Below are 14,935 nucleotides of genomic sequence, written 5' to 3'. Positions count from 1 at the left end.
AATGTAATAGTTTTCTACCCAGGAAAGCTACTTTTCCTTTTCCTGATAACCTTTTTCCTGCCGGCTATTTTCTCCTAACTGATGGCAGAATCAAGATGTCTATAGTTGGCCACTTTTTTCAGTCGCCTTTTTTCTCCCCTTGCCTCCAATCCGCTTTCTTTTCCCCACTCAACCCCACTTGGTATTTTTTCACCCCTTCGCAATAGCCTGTTGAAAATGGGGAATAATGATTGTCATTGGTGTATGACTAAGCCTTTCCCAGGGGTTTTGTTATTGGATAGACTGGCTATTTTTCCGGAAAAGATAATGGAATACGAGGGGAACTATTTTTAGGGGCATTAGTAGGTAGACTGGTTAGTTTGGGGGGATTGTCATTGCTAGGCATAGGCAGAGACAGGAAAAAAGTAGTTACCCTCTCTAATAACAAGATGTGACTAGTAGTAATGGGGGTATTATTGGTAGGCAGACTCCAAATACAAAAGCTTGCCTACTTTGCCTACTAGCTATTTCCCCTTACAGCATACCATCAGTTTCCGGATACCCCCATAGACAAGGGATTATTACTCCCATAAACACTAGCTATTTGTCAGCCGGGTGGTAGACGAATAATTGGCAGGGGGTTTTTTATTCAAGCCTTACTTTTGGGGTAATGACTGATAGTGTTTCATGGAGTAGGTGACTTTCTACTTATAGGCTTTCCTGGCTACTTTTTCCCCATGAAGATTATCTACCCCCAACCGTGGGAGGATGATTATCATTTGTTTCCATTCATATCCTCCCTTCTTGAGGATAGCATCTTTCCTCCTGTTGACTCACTCACTGTATTTTTCTGCAGTAAGTTAAACTCCTAGGAGGTGTCACAGTAGGCTACCAGTTGCCTACAGACAAACTGAGTGGTGGGTGTAGTCGACTACAGGATGATGATTATCATCCTTTCCCCTACATTATCCCATATTCATTAACTTCTCTTTCTGCCCAATGGTAAAAAAATGATTATCATTCGTCTACAGTCACTGCTTCCGAGGAATTGCTATTGGTATGCCTCCTAGTCATCCCCCTCATACAGACAAAGGCAAAAACTAGCGGATAGTCTAATTGTCATTTATGTCACCCCATAGGTTGGGGGTGAGTGGGATATTAATCTCCCTCTAACTGGTGTCTCTTCCGAATATGACAATGATTATTTAACTTGCCTCTAGCCTTCTTACTGTCAACCTTGCCTTTGCCTTTTCATTGACAGGCGATTACTCGTCTTATGAATATCAATTTTTTTTACCCACATCAGTCACCCCCCCCTTTCTGATAATCAGAATAAGTTTTATCCATATATACCAGCCACTCTCCCATCCCTGGAGATTAAATAATAATGATTATCATTTTATAATTTTAACAATCCCTCAATCCGGGTAACCCCACTGGTGGAGGTTGTCAGCGGGTGGCATACTAGTTATTCTCTTTTTTCCAGGAAAGGGGGATGATTGTTGTTGACAAAAAGACTAGTTACCTTTTTTACTCCCGCAGACTGATTGACTTTTTTCAAAAGTTGGGATGGTGATTAAAATTTAAATTGGTTTGACGCCTGTGACAGGAATACTAACAGAGTTTTTCAAAGGCTAAACCCGGAATGACTATTTCCATTGCTATGCAGTCGGGGGTTGGAGTCTATTTATTCCCTCGAATTCAGGATGTGGTGGGGAGATGATTCTCATTGATATGCCACTAACCCCTCTTCTCATCATAACTTTTTGCTAACACCAGTTGACTACTTTTTCCAGGAGGGATGATTCTTGTAGTTACCCAGACTGAGTTTTCCCCATTAGTGGTAGAGGGATGATTTTCATTGGTATATACCCACCAGAGGTGTAGAAATCTGGTGAGTTACCATTTTTCCATCTACTAATGGTTGGCAAGAGGGAAAAGTCAACAGATGCCGACTGGTTATCCCCCTTCTACAGGTGAAAACTAGTTATCCCTCTTTTGGATAACCCCTGATAGCATAGTAAGGGTTGGTATTTTTTGGCTGTCAGTGATGCCTCCAGCAATTAATGTACATTCATGATAGCCTGTCACTTTCACCGTACTCGTTGGTGGTGGTTTTGATTTCCATATGGTAGACTAGTCATCCATTGGTTGATTTTGTTTCACAATGGCAGAATTATGGGGGGTGGAAAGACAAACCAGTTACCTTTTCAGCTACCTGGAGGCAATCTATGGCTGTCAACTGTAGGATAATGATTATCGTTCGTCTATAATCTTTTTCTCCCATTCTTCCCTTACCATTGGTGGGAGTTACTATCACTGCTACTCCCCAGAGGGGGGATTGTTTGGGGCATGCATAACCCTTATTCTTCCCCCACAACGGGATGATTATTGTCATTGGGATACAAGGAGACTATTGTTATCCCTATGCAGCCTAAATTACTTTCTTTCCCCTCACAGGAGAAGGTTTGTTTACATTATGCATGCCAGTTATTTTTCTCTGACAACGGGATGACTATTGTCATTGGTATACAACTAGTCTTTCCTAGGGGTTAGCAGGCAGACTGGTTACACCAAATATATGCGAATGATTATCATTCGTATGCGGTCAGTTATGCCTCATTCCCAGTGACTCCCTTGTTAGGCAGAATAGTCACTTCTTTTCCCGCGAAGACTAGTCACTCCACTTGATACCCATACATTCATTCCCCATACCTCAAATAAGCCTTGAAACCTCATCTAGACTTGCCATTTTCCCTTACCTAATTTCTTTGAATTTAGGATGATGGTTATTATTCCTGTGGGATTGGTTACCTCTTTTACCTCTAGTGATGGGGATATAAACTGCCTCTTAACCTAACTTTAGGATAATGATTATCATTGTTAGGCGATTGAGCCCCCTATTAATCCCCCACTATTAAGACAAAAAAGTGGTGTTATGGGGATTAGAAACAAACAGAGACTAATTGTCTTTTCCGATAGCGGGATGAGGATTCTCTCTAGTTAGGATTGGGTTGGTGGAATTTTTCAGCCGTTGTTGGGTATGAGTTTGTCTTTAGGGAAGTTGATGATTACCAGGTGTTATCCCCTACCCATTCACAAAACCATTCACAAAATGTTTCTCCTATTTTTTGATGTCATTATCTTCTCATCCTAATGGCCTACTGAAGGGATTATACCCTGATAAGGGGACCTCAGTATTGCCTACATAACAGAATTGTTTTGTTGTTGTCTTTTTTGTTTTTTTTTGTCTGATTTGTCTGATGTAGTTTTCTCGCCACAGCTTGCAACTTACAAAATCTTCTCTTGCTGTCTCATAATTTGTCTCATAATAGTGTCTCGCCATGTGTGGAATATTCCCTGGTTGTGTTAGAGGCTGCCAATAGTGGTTGTCTGATTAAAGCATATTCCCGCCGCTGGATTTTACTTTCTAACCCTCATCGACAAAACCCCTTCTCTTGTGTCTGAAACTATTATCCTTTCATGCCAAGAGAATTCTTCTGTTGTCGTCTGGGGGTGGATTGATACAGCTGACAGAATTTTTTCCCCTTGTGTGATACTCGTTTCTTCTTATTGTCGCCAGCCAGTAAGTAGGATTATTTTCCCCCACTTGTGACAAACATAACCTTAATTTATCTAATAGTATCCTGTTGTCGTCACTAGAAAACACAACTCCCCCAATGTGGTTGTTTGATAATAGTATTTTCCTTTCACCGCCGGGGAGATTTTTCTACCATTAGTTTTTTTATGTCAGAATTTTGTCTTTGCCTACAAATCAATTGTTTCTACTGTTTTTGTATTTCCCCGTAAGGTTGTTTCTCCGCCGTTGTTACATCTCATTTCATTTTCCCCTCCTGGCCGACAAAATACTCTTCCCTCCTTATGTTTTCCCTGCCGGTATCTTCTTTTTTCATCCTCTCCTAATAAAATCTATCCTTTGGAAGGTATACAATAGCGAGTCTTTCTTCCGATTTGGTAAGAGTATCTGAATGAGGCTGGCTTATGGGATTCTTCCTTTAGTTTTTTGATATTAATTTATAGACACCGCCAACAAATCTAAAACTTCTGCCGTTGTTGTCAATACTTTTATCCTTATCCTTAATGGCATTTCCCTGCCTTTGTTAGATACTAGGTTTATTCTCATGGAAAGTTGATGACTGCCTAGTATCACCTCCTCGCCATCCCCCCGCCGCCACTTTCTAATCTTTTCCCCATCTTTCCATGCCAGTGTTTTCCCATCTTTTTGCCGGCTAACAGAGTCTCACCTTGATAGAATCGTCTTACTATTGCCAACATGAGAAAATTCTACTTGTTTGTTTGATAAAGGTATTCTGCCGTTGCCAGCCAATACAATCCCCTTTATATGTTTTTTACTCCTATGTCCCTTCTTGCCGTTGTTGTCTGATACCGGGTTATTATTGTCACCAATAAGATGAAAATAATGTCATTATGGTACCATCTTCCCATAAATTCCCATCAATCATCGAGAAATAAGACTTTCCATCTTTTGTGGTTTAATACAATTATTTTATTTGTTTACTGCTGACGGGAAGAATCACTTTACTGTTGGGGCGGCTTGATGCTATATTATCCTCCCATTACTACCAGCTAGGAGGAATTCCCTTATTTTTGGCGGTTTGATGGCATTATCTTTCCACTGGCTACAAGAGGAGTCTTTCCATTGGCTTTTGGATACTATTCTCCCTCACTAACTGCTGACAGGGAGAATTCTTCTACTATTGGTTTTTTGGTGTTGTTGTCTCCCCATTGCTGACAGACAAGGAGTATTCCTCTATTACCAACTCAATTATCGCCTATAGTAGTTTACTTTTTCACCAACAACAAATAGAATCTTCCTTATTTTTTCATATGATGCTGTTTTCCTTTACTGCTTGCCGCCCATAAAACTTCCCATTTTCTTCCCCATAGCAATGGAATTTTCCTATTGTTTTTGTCTGGCGTCAGTATATTCTCACTCCCTTTGCCTTCTTTACTCCGCCAACAACATCCCTTTGCCTTTTGTCTAATACTAGTCTTGAGAGAAATAAAATACTGCCCGTTTCTTTCTGACACTAGTTTCCCCTCACCTCAATTCAAAACAATACTCTCCTCTTTCTGTTGCCAACAAGTATATTGTCTTATCGTTTTCCAAAACTAGAATGTTTTTTACCATCCTCTGCCTAGAGGATATTCCTGATATTGTTTATGGTTGTCAGACACTAATACCCTTCTACCAATAACAAACATTTTACCCCTTGTTTCCTAATGCCAGTGTCTTTTTCTCCCCCGCCAATAGAATATCTCTCCTTTTTTTCGGATACTAGCATTTTTCTCCTGTCACCAACAAGTAGACTTTCCTCTGGTTTCCCTCCCCCACTATTTACCCATTGTCTTTCAGTGGAATGCTTCATGCCACAATTAATACTGTTGCTATGGGTGGATGACAGTATCTTTCCCAATGCCGACAAATACAATCCCTCTTTTGTTGTCTGGCAACAGTTGATTGCCGTTACTAAGACGATGACAGCAGTCTCCCCCAATGTCTAGTAGCCATAAACGGAATTGCCTCTCTTTTTCCCTACTAGTTTCCTCCTACTACCACTACTGGAAAAAAATGTTACCGGCGTAGACACCAGTTTCTCTCTATTACTGGCGGGTATAATCTCCTGTCCATTGTACCAGTGTGTAGGGCAAATGGGGCTTTCTAACCACATACTGGACAACTGGAATTACCCCTACTTTTGTTTATTGTGGGGTTTTTTCCCTTGATTTAATGTTAGTCTATTCCAGTTGCCTATCATTGTAACGGATTTCCCCGTCGTTGCCTTCTTGTTTGCCTTTTGGCAGATTCTTATAGTTTAGTTGGATGATAGTCTCTTTCTAAAATAGCCACTAGGATATGCTTTGTATATCGCCGACTATCCCACTTGGCAGTGTTGGCGAATAGGATATGAGTAGCAGATATAGATTTTGTCTTTTTTCTTTCCTGGATTGACTCATGAAGGCTAGTAGGTATAGAATCACAATAACTGGATTGGTACAGGGGGTAGGATTTCGTCCTTTTGTTTACAGACTGGCTGAAGACTTATGCCTTAAAGGATGGGTTAGGAATAGTGGCGCGGAGGTAGAAATAGAGGTAGAATGTTCACCGGAGACTCTTTCTGATTTTCTCAAAAAGATAAGGGAAGAAAAGCCACCCCATTCCTCCATTGAGAGGATATCCATCACTACCCTGCCATTTCTTGGGTATCGAGATTTTCAAATCCAATACTCCATTAAGGAAAACACCAATACCAGTGGTCTAATAGTACCAGATTTGGCCACTTGTAAGGACTGTCTACGGGAATTATTGGCTAAAAACAACCGTCGTTATCGCTATCCCTTTATTAACTGTACTAATTGTGGTCCCCGCTATTCTATCATAAAAACACTCCCCTATGACCGCATCAACACCACCATGGGGGATTTTCTAATGTGTGGGGAATGTCAGCAAGAATATCATACACCATCTGACCGTCGTTTTCATGCCCAACCCAATGCTTGTCCCAAATGCGGGCCTCATCTACAATTGTGGGATAGTCGGGGGGAGATAATCGCCACCAGGGAAGAGGCATTACAGATTACTGTTTCTCTCATCAGGGAGGGATACATTGTCGCCGTTAAGGGTTTGGGGGGGTTTCATCTGGTGGTGGATGCCGCCAATGCCGCCAGTGTGACTAGACTAAGAAAAGCCAAAAATCGCCCTCACAAGCCCTTCGCTGTGATGTATCCTGATGTTAACACTATAGAGGAGGATTGTTATCTCTCAGAAACGGAAAAAGATATACTCCTATCTCCTGCCTCCCCCATTGTCTTGTTGAAGAGAAGAAAACCCTATCGCTACCAAAGGGTTTGTGAAGAGGTTTCCCCGGGAAATCCTTATCTGGGGGTAATGTTGCCTTATACTCCCCTTCATCATCTTCTCCTACATGACTTAAACTCTCCCATCGTTGCTACCAGTGGCAATCGTCATAGTGAGACTATTTGTATTGATGAAAAAGAGGCTTTAATCAAACTTAATGGGATTGCCGACTATTTCCTCATCCACAATCGCCCTATTTTCACCCCCGTGGATGACTCTGTTGTTGCAGTGGTAGACAATCAAATGATGATGCTACGACTGGCTAGGGGTTACACCCCTCTTTCTCTCCCCCTTCCGCCTCTCATCTCTCAATTTGGACACAAAAACCCCCATTCTATTTTAGCACTTGGGGGACATTTGAAAAGCTCTATTGCCCTTGCCCTAGAAGATAAAATTGTTGTCAGCCAATACCTAGGAGATTTAGATAGTAAAGAAAACAGAAATTTTTTCCAAAAAACTATTGACAAATTGACTGGCATTTATGATTTCAATCCCGACACCATCACCTGCGATTCACATCCAGATTATTATTCTAGTTATTACGCGGAAGAATTAGTTAAAAATGCGAAAAAGAAAAAACCCAGTCTTTTCAAAGTTCAACATCACATCGCCCATATTTTCAGTGTAATAGCTGAAAATAATCCCCCATTACCTGTATTGGGTGTTGCTTGGGATGGCACGGGCTACGGTTTAGATAATACCATATGGGGTGGGGAGTTTTTTCTTATTTCTTATTCTGGCATCCAAAGAGTTGCCTCTTTTTGCCCCTTCCCCCTGTTAGGAGGCGAGACAGCAATTTTTAACCCTATTCGCATCTCTTTGGGCTTGGTATTACTTCTAAAAAATTCCGAGAAAATAATAGCCAAAATAGGGGCAATAAATAGGGCATTTTCTGATAGGGAAATCAGCCTATTCAAACAAATGCTGAAAAGGAGAATAAACTGCCCGTTCACCTCTAGTGTCGGCCGTCTATTTGATGGTATTTCTGCTTTGCTGGGACTGGGGGAAAAGATAACATTTGAAGGGCAGGCAGCAATGAATCTAGAATTTGTTATCGACAATTACTACCCCAAAGAAACCTATTGCCTCACCTGGCATCCATCGCAAAACTACTTCGGCTACATCTATTGGCAGGAAATGCTAACACAGATTATATCCGACTATACCCAGGGGAAGCCGCTACAGGAAATTTCAGCAAAATTTCACCTAACCTTGGCCAAAATAATTCTAGATGTAGCCCAAAAGACCCAAGTTAAAAACGTTGTTGTATCCGGAGGATGTTTCCAAAATCGTTTTCTATTAGCCCAGACTATAAACCAGCTAAGAAACCACAATTTCAATGTATTTTTCCCTCAAAGAATACCCACTAATGATGGAGGCATCTCTGTTGGCCAAATTGCCTACTATCTCCGACAGAATAGCTGCCAATAGAAAGGCTTATTATCTATTAGGTATACTTAGGTTTTGATCGGATATAGATTAAAATTTTTAAATGGTAACATTGGGGGGTTAAAAATGCTAAAATACAACTCCTTCCCTTTAGAGACAGCAAAATCACCCAGAAAATCTTACATTGCATCACACATCATAGGTATATTTTACGAGGCGGCGTATGAGTTAATTCGAGGAATAGCTCACAAAATATACCTAAAATATACTCTCACAAACTTTTTAAGTAAAACCCTTAATTTATTGCACTCAAAGGTACTAAAATACATGGAAAATTTAGAGAAAAAATCAAGATGGCGTGCTTTATGATGGTAATATTAGGGAATTTTATTGATTATTATAGGGTATATACTACAGATATAAAGCTATAACTTTTGCTTTTTATATCTCCTCTCAATGTCACATCAATAATCTTAACAGCCATAGAAATATAGCCCGGGAAATGTATACTAAAAAAATAATAGACTATTGCAAAACAAAGTTCCAATCAGATTTAGAAATTGAAAATAATGGAAATAATTGATAATAATTCGTGGCGATATTAGATTAATTACTATCAAATTTAAGCCATCAAATAAACCCAATATTATGGGGAGGGTAGGAAGATAAATTTTTCTTTCGTTAGGCAGGGGAGGGAAAGTTATATATAGGGATGCTTGTTACAAGGGAGTAGTAGAAGGCAGTATGGTAGGTTTTTGGAATAGGAGATTTGCAGAGCCGATATTTGTGTTTACGAAAATGGAGGATGTATAGTAGCCCTAAAGGTATAAAATAAGGGCATGAATACGGGGCAGAATTTTAGGAATTTAAAGAGTTTGATGAAGATGGATAAGATAATAAAAAAGGATATAATAGACAAATCGGAGAATATAATGGAGCTATTCTTGAGAGAATATGGGATAGTTTTGAGAGGTGATAGGGTAAAATAGGGGTATTTGGGTAAAAGTAAGTTATATAGCAAATGGTCAGGGTTGTCTACCCTGTTTAAGAGGGTTAGGATAAGTGATTAGATAATAGGAAGTGCATTTTTAGAGGTTATGAGTAAGCCTAGTATGTGTTCTAAAATTTGCTTTAATGAGAATGTTTTGAGGCTACCAACTTTTGTCTGAATTTGAGTGGCTATAGCCTTGAATCTACAAGGAAAATATGTTAGAATGGGGTAGCTCCTGTAAAGACATAGGAATATGCTAGAAGAGAAAAAGAGGGGGATAACCTTTGAAGAAGCGCTGGAGTATGCCGAAAAATTTGTAGAGAAAATGGGGGAAATGTCAGATGAAGAGAAAGAAGAAGAGGTGAGGTATTTAGTGTCAACAGAAAATGGAGCTAGAGGGTTTTTTGTGGTGTATCTCACCGGAGATAACCCGATGGTGGACGAAATATCTCCCCCCATTCTTAACGCCCTTAAATCCTCTCCGAAAATAGTGAGTGAACTACTGATAAAAAATACAGCTATGTCTGCCGCCATGGCCATCACCCACCAGCGTAACAATGACGAGGCAATGGCAGAAAAGTCCAAAAGGGTGACTAGAAGATGTTTAAACCTAATAAGAAGGCTTGAGTTACCTGAGATTACGTCGAATATACAGGAGATGCTTAAATCTATCCGGGAAGGAGAGGGCAAATATGTAGCATTCTTGCAGCGTTGGGAATATGACGGTGAGCAAAAACAAGCAATAGCCAAGGCCTTCACCGGGGAATAATCCCTGTTGTACAATGAATAACCTGGATAGCTAGCAGAGACGAAAATACAATTGGGCTAATGGACATAAAAAATGGTTTCCCTGGTACCATAGGCAATACCCCCCTTATTCGTATCAATAGCTTTAGCGAGGAAACAGGATGTGAGATTCTGGGTAAGGCTGAATTTCTCAATCCAGGAGGCTCGGTAAAAGATAGGGCGGCATTGTATATAATCCAAGACGCAGAAAAAAAAGGACTCCTTAAACCTGGTGGCACTGTAGTAGAAGGTACTGCCGGTAATACGGGCATAGGTTTGGCACATATTTGTAACGCCAAGGGCTATAAATGTCTGATAATAATCCCAGAAACCCAGTCCCAGGAAAAAATCGACTTGTTGCGCACTCTAGGCGCGGAAGTGAGAACAGTACCAGCAGTACCCTATAGAGATCCTAACAATTATGTAAAATTGTCTGGTAGGATAGCCGCCGAAATGGAAAATGCTATCTGGGCCAACCAATTTGATAATCTAGCCAACCGACAAGCACACTACGAGACCACAGGGCCGGAAATTTGGGCTCAGACGGATGGTAAGATTGATGCCTGGGTAGCGGCAACTGGCACGGGTGGCACTTTCGCTGGAGTTACCCTCTTTTTAAAGGAAAAAAACCCTAAAATCAAATGTGTCCTAGCTGACCCCATGGGCAGTGGCCTGTATAATTATGTTAAAACAGGAGAGGTAAAAGTAGAAGGCAGTTCCATCACAGAGGGCATTGGCAATAGCCGCGTCACTGCCAATTTGCAGGGGGTGCCCATTGACGATGCTATCCGCATTGACGACCAGGAGGCCATAAGGGTGCTCTATCAGTTATTGTACAAGGACGGTCTATTCATGGGGGGCTCGGTTGGCATCAATGTGGGTGCAGCCGTTGCCCTTGCCAAGCAACTAGGACCCGGTCACACCATCGTAACCGTCCTGTGTGACGGTGGCGCCCGCTACCAGTCTCGTTTGTACAATCCCCAGTGGCTCAAGTCTAAGGGGTTCACCGTGCCCCAGCGTGCCAACCTTTAGGACTGATTGTACCATATTTAGGAAAAATGTCAAGTCTTCCTTTCTTTATTTTCCGTTACCCCCACAACAGGTCATAATTGTAAGTGGAGCTTGTGTCTGCCATGCAATTTGTACGTCAACACCTTATACCATTGTTTACCCTTCTCCTTGCCTTGTTGGCTTTAATAATAGTCTCTGCTAGGAGTTTCCTTCCCTCTGGCTTGACCCCTCCCGCCCCTGTTAGTGGTATTTCCGTAATCTTGAGATGACATAACGGGTGGACTCATAAATACAAAAACCACCCACTGGCAACCCGACCAGTGGGCCTCTTCCCCTTTGTACCCCCATTTTTTATTTTAGCCAACTATTCAACACACTGGAAATGAAAGATACTAGAATCGAACCAAATAGGGCATCTAAAAAGCTGTTTACCCTTAATCCCGGGGTAAAATAGGCCACTAAGGAAAAACAAATGGCATTTATTACAAACAGGAATAATCCCAAGCTGAGAATCGTCACTGGCAGGGTGAAAAATACTAGTATGGGTTTAATAATAGCATTTACAATCCCAAACACAAATGCTGCCACCAGTGCCGCTTGAAAATTGTTAATAGTAATCCCTGGTATTATGTAGGAGGTAATCATCATTGAGAGGGCAGTTATAACCAGGGTCGTTAAGAAGTTTAACATCTTCTTATGTTTCCTTCATAGTTTTTCTCTTTTATTATATTCAGCTAAACAAAAATTGCACCCCCTGCCATTAATTCCTCTTTTTTTTCTGGTGTTAACCCGGGGTTGTTGGCAAATATTGCCCCTTTCACTATGGCCTGGGCTAAAGTGGTATTTTGGAGATTAGTATTGGTGAGATTAGCATTGCTTAAATTGGCACCAATTAGATTGGCTAAGGCTAGACTGGCATTGGTGAGATTAGCATTACTTAGATTAGCACCTTCCAGATAGGCGCCACTCAAATCTGCACCATTTAGTTTAGCATACTGTAAATTTGCCTCCGATAAATCCGTATCAGTCAAATCGGCACCTCGCAAATTGGCATACTGAAAATCTCCTCCACTCAGGTTTAAACCGCTGAGATTTACTCCTATTAAATTCCCCCCGCGGAAGTCTCTTGCCGGATTTAGTTTTGCTATCTCCGCTAGGTTTTTAAAATTATCATCCCTCCTGCATACCACCCTTTGGATTATGTTTTTTAATTCCTCTTTCTTTCTCTCCAATTCCTCCACCTCCCCTCTGGCAATTTTTCTATCAGTTAACCCTCCATCGCTGGCAAAAATAAAACAGCATACATAGGGTTTGAGTCCGGTTTCAAACAGAAACTCAGCTAAGAGTCTCTCCAGAATGGCATGCTTGTTTGGAGAAATATCGTGCTTCCAAAAGCCATCAATTTCTGTGAATAATATCTCGGACTTTTCTGTGACTACTTTTGCAGTAAAACGCCATGGCTTGTTCTGGATTTCTAGGAGGCCTATTTTTCCCTCAAACTGGGGATTATTCTCCAGTTGTAGTAGACAATATGCTCCCTTTTTACCTTGAACTGTCTGCCTGTATAGGGGGAAAAATTTTAGATTATCGCCCTCAATTAGCAGCTGGCAATTTCTGATTCTGAATTTTCCAGTTCCGTCTAAAATATCCTGTTTTTGCTCTCCAGTTTTCCAAGTAATAAAAAGTCCCAGGATATTGTCATTACCCGACTCAACTTCGGGGCAAATCCTAAAGTCTAAGTGTAAACAGTCAGGACAACGATTGTGGCAGTCTATTAGAAACATAAATTTTGTGGCAATAAATCTAATAATTAGGCATCAAAAAGTACTAACAACAAAGGCGCCAAATTCTACACTTAGTGTAATCCTAATACACATTCTAGGCCAATATGTGACTGTTAACTAACATCCATCATGGGGAGTTGCTAAAAACTAGGCAATAGTGTAGCTTAGTGCTGATGTGGAAAGAGACAGACAAAGGATATGCCTATGGAAATGGAAAAACTACTAGACATCGCCTTTATGGCAGCATATGCCGGTGGAACTGCTTTACTCCAATACTGGGGAAAACATCTGGATATACAAGAGAAAGAAAGAAGTGGCGACCTAATTACAGTTGTAGATCAAGAGGCGGAGGCGAGAATAATTGATGTTATAAGGCGTCACTGTGACAATCATGCTATCCTGGCAGAAGAATCCGGTAGTCAAGGTAGAGAAAGTCAGTATCTCTGGTTAATTGATCCCTTAGATGGTACCACCAATTATGCCCATGGCTATCCTCAAGTGGCAGTGTCTGTGGGTTTACTGATAGAAGGACAACCTAAGGTAGGAGTGGTGTATAATCCCATTAGGGGGGAGTTGTGGTGTGCTGCTGAGGATCTGGGTGCTACCCTAAACAATAAACCTATACAAGTCTCACAAACCCATGCCCTCGCCAACAGTCTCCTAGTAACCGGCTTTGCCTATGATAGACGGGAAACTGATGATAACAATTATGCCGAATTCTGTTACCTTACCCATCTTACCCAAGGGGTTAGAAGAAGTGGCAGTGCCTCCCTGGATTTGTGTGATGTGGCTACCGGTAGACTAGATGGTTACTGGGAAAGGGGGTTAAGTCCATGGGATTTGTGTGCCGGTGTTGTTATACTACAAGAAGCCGGTGGCAAAGTCTCTGCCTACGATGGCTCCCCTTTTGACCTATTTAGTGGTAGAATTGTGGCTACCAATGGTTATATTCACGAAGAATTAGTCCGGGCTTTACAAAACACCCCTAGGCACCCAGCCTTTTCCTTTAAATAAATAATCCTATCACAAATGCTCCCCCCTTATGTGTTATCAATAGAAATAAGCCCCACAGTCCCTTAGTAGGTATTATCCCATGAACATGCTAATTTCTGATTTGAAGGGTGGCCTCTTCCAATACGATGTCAAGGACTATTATGCCATCTTGGGGATGCCTATTTCCGCCTCCCCAAAAGACATCCGTCTTCGTTATCTCAAACTAGCCTATCAACTCCACCCAGATACCAACCAGTCTAAAAGTAGGGAAGAAAAGGCACTAGCCAGCAGTATCCTCTCCAAACTGGTAAACCCTGCCTATGAAAACCTATACAAGGATAAATTGCGGAGGGAGTGTCAGTTGATATTCTCAGAATTGGCCTATAGATTGGCCCCCGAAATAGATCGTATCACCCTTAGTAGCGAATTGGCCAAAAAACTGCTTAAAGAGACTACCAATCTGGATAAAATATATAAGGAGGCTGTGGAGAAAATTGCTCAGGAGCAGTATCAGGATTTAAGCAAACTACACCTGAAGATTGCCATCCTCAGCGAGTTGAATCTGGTATATCTGTTGCGGCAAAAACGGGAGGAGTTGGGCAAAATTATGGGCACCACTCCCACTGTCACTGTCCCGGATTCTACCACAACTGTGGCCAGGGCCGCAACCCCCTCTCCCGAAAAACAGGAGAAAACCCCTGTATCCCGTCTGGATAAGTTGATTGCTAGTGCCCAAAAACATCTCCAAGAAAACAACTTGGAAGCCGCTATGTTCGACCTGCGGGAGGCTGTTAAACTAGAGCCTAATAGTGCCATGGCTCATGCCCTACTAGGAAGCGTGTATCTTAAACAGGGCAACCTCCCCTACGCCCGTATCCATATAAACAAGGCACTATCTCTAGACGCCAATAATCCTACTGTAAAACAAGCCCAACAGGAGTTGAAGGAAAAAGACAAAACCGCCGCCGCCAAAGCCGATGCCAAAAAACCAGATGCCAAAAAGGATAAGAAGGAGGATAAGGATAAGAAGAAAAAAGAACCCCCCAAGATTTTTGGTATCCCCCTGTGGTAAAATTAGTCCCGCAAGGTCATTATATAATC

The 14,935-nt window shown here is 41.5% G+C and carries 12 protein-coding genes; 6 read left to right on the top strand and 6 right to left on the bottom strand.

From position 1 onward, the window contains the following. Positions 1 to 2,155: 2,155 nt before the first annotated feature. The 3 genes from IGQ44_03980 to IGQ44_03970 form a co-directional block, all read right to left on the bottom strand. Positions 2,156 to 2,377, bottom strand: a complete 222-nt coding sequence (locus IGQ44_03980; GenBank protein HIK37133.1) for a hypothetical protein — start codon at positions 2,375 to 2,377, stop codon at positions 2,156 to 2,158. A 1,083-nt stretch (positions 2,378 to 3,460) separates the two neighbouring features. Further along, positions 3,461 to 3,649: a hypothetical protein gene (locus IGQ44_03975; protein HIK37132.1), complete on the bottom strand. Its 189-nt coding sequence runs from the start codon at positions 3,647 to 3,649 to the stop codon at positions 3,461 to 3,463. Positions 3,650 to 5,198: 1,549 nt separating this feature from the next. Further along, the gene (locus IGQ44_03970; protein HIK37131.1) at positions 5,199 to 5,390 is read right to left on the bottom strand and encodes a hypothetical protein; all 192 of its coding nucleotides are present in this window, start codon (positions 5,388 to 5,390) and stop codon (positions 5,199 to 5,201) included. Between IGQ44_03970 and IGQ44_03965 the strand changes: the two genes are divergently transcribed. Next, a complete protein-coding gene (locus IGQ44_03965; GenBank protein ID HIK37130.1) occupies positions 5,389 to 5,526 on the top strand; it encodes a hypothetical protein in 138 nt (45 codons plus the stop codon). The genes IGQ44_03970 and IGQ44_03965 overlap by 2 nt on opposite strands. On the opposite strand, the gene IGQ44_03960 is transcribed toward IGQ44_03965, so the two are convergent. After that, entirely contained in the window at positions 5,523 to 5,693 is a 171-nt protein-coding gene (locus tag IGQ44_03960) for a hypothetical protein (GenBank protein HIK37129.1), read from the bottom strand. The genes IGQ44_03965 and IGQ44_03960 overlap by 4 nt on opposite strands. 284 nt (positions 5,694 to 5,977) lie before the next feature. Here IGQ44_03960 and hypF point away from each other — a divergent pair, with 284 nt between their 5' ends. The 3 genes from hypF (at position 5,978) to IGQ44_03945 (ending at position 11,078) form a co-directional block, all read left to right on the top strand. Further along, positions 5,978 to 8,311: a carbamoyltransferase HypF gene (hypF, locus tag IGQ44_03955; GenBank protein HIK37128.1), complete on the top strand. Its 2,334-nt coding sequence runs from the start codon at positions 5,978 to 5,980 to the stop codon at positions 8,309 to 8,311. A 1,202-nt stretch (positions 8,312 to 9,513) separates the two neighbouring features. Next, complete coding sequence (locus IGQ44_03950) at positions 9,514 to 10,029, top strand: hypothetical protein (GenBank protein HIK37127.1); 516 nt, start codon at positions 9,514 to 9,516, stop codon at positions 10,027 to 10,029. Positions 10,030 to 10,088: 59 nt separating this feature from the next. Beyond that, positions 10,089 to 11,078, top strand: a complete 990-nt coding sequence (locus IGQ44_03945) for a cysteine synthase A (GenBank protein HIK37126.1) — start codon at positions 10,089 to 10,091, stop codon at positions 11,076 to 11,078. A 330-nt stretch (positions 11,079 to 11,408) separates the two neighbouring features. Here IGQ44_03945 and IGQ44_03940 read toward each other — a convergent pair whose 3' ends face one another. Both IGQ44_03940 and IGQ44_03935 read right to left on the bottom strand, forming a co-directional pair. Continuing rightward, entirely contained in the window at positions 11,409 to 11,747 is a 339-nt protein-coding gene (locus tag IGQ44_03940) for a phage holin family protein (protein HIK37125.1), read from the bottom strand. Between the two features lie 44 nt (positions 11,748 to 11,791). After that, complete coding sequence (locus IGQ44_03935; GenBank protein HIK37124.1) at positions 11,792 to 12,841, bottom strand: pentapeptide repeat-containing protein; 1,050 nt, start codon at positions 12,839 to 12,841, stop codon at positions 11,792 to 11,794. Positions 12,842 to 13,039: 198 nt separating this feature from the next. On the opposite strand from IGQ44_03935, the gene IGQ44_03930 reads away from it, so the two are divergent. After that, the gene (locus IGQ44_03930; GenBank protein ID HIK37123.1) at positions 13,040 to 13,855 is read left to right on the top strand and encodes an inositol monophosphatase; all 816 of its coding nucleotides are present in this window, start codon (positions 13,040 to 13,042) and stop codon (positions 13,853 to 13,855) included. Between the two features lie 85 nt (positions 13,856 to 13,940). Beyond that, complete coding sequence (locus IGQ44_03925) at positions 13,941 to 14,906, top strand: DnaJ domain-containing protein (protein ID HIK37122.1); 966 nt, start codon at positions 13,941 to 13,943, stop codon at positions 14,904 to 14,906. The last annotated feature ends 29 nt before the right edge of the window (positions 14,907 to 14,935 follow it).

Origin of the sequence: Geminocystis sp. M7585_C2015_104 (assembly GCA_015295805.1) — a bacterium.
Lineage (GTDB): Bacteria > Cyanobacteriota > Cyanobacteriia > Cyanobacteriales > Cyanobacteriaceae > DVEF01.
The sequence above is the reverse complement of the archived record's forward strand: the minus strand, read 5'-3'. Positions and strand labels throughout refer to the sequence as shown.